Genomic DNA, 441 nt, shown 5'->3' with positions numbered 1-441 from the left:
CACCATCGACGGTGTCGAGATCGAGTTCCAGATGGCGCCGGGCACCGAGGCGCCCGCCGAGATGCACTTCTACTTCCCGAAGCTCCGGGCGCTGTGCATGGCCGAGAACGCCACCCACAATCTGCACAACCTGCTGACCCTGCGCGGTGCGTTGGTACGTGATCCGCACGGTTGGGCGGGCTATCTGACCGAGGCCATCGACACCTTCTCCGACCGCGCCGACGTGGTGTTCGCCTCGCACCACTGGCCCACCTGGGGCCGCGAACGGATCGTCGAATTCCTTTCGCTGCAACGGGATCTGTATGCCTACCTGCATGACCAGACGTTGCGTCAGCTCAACCAGGGCTACACCGGGGTCGAGATCGCGGAGACCTTCCAGCTGCCGCCGGCCCTGGAGAAAGCCTGGCATGCCCACGGCTACTACGGTTCGGTGAGCCACAA

At 64.6% G+C, this 441-nt stretch carries 1 protein-coding gene; it reads left to right on the top strand.

The genetic code is table 11. The features are described 5' to 3' along the window. Window positions 1–441, top strand: a 441-nt coding sequence (locus RNB18_RS52245) for an alkyl sulfatase dimerization domain-containing protein (RefSeq protein ID WP_311721083.1), incomplete at both ends; no start/stop codon positions are given.

This window comes from Streptomyces doebereineriae, from assembly GCF_031845645.1.
Classification (GTDB): domain Bacteria; phylum Actinomycetota; class Actinomycetes; order Streptomycetales; family Streptomycetaceae; genus Streptomyces; species Streptomyces canus.
Note: the sequence above shows the minus strand (reverse complement) of the source record. Positions and strands in the feature narration are given on the sequence as shown.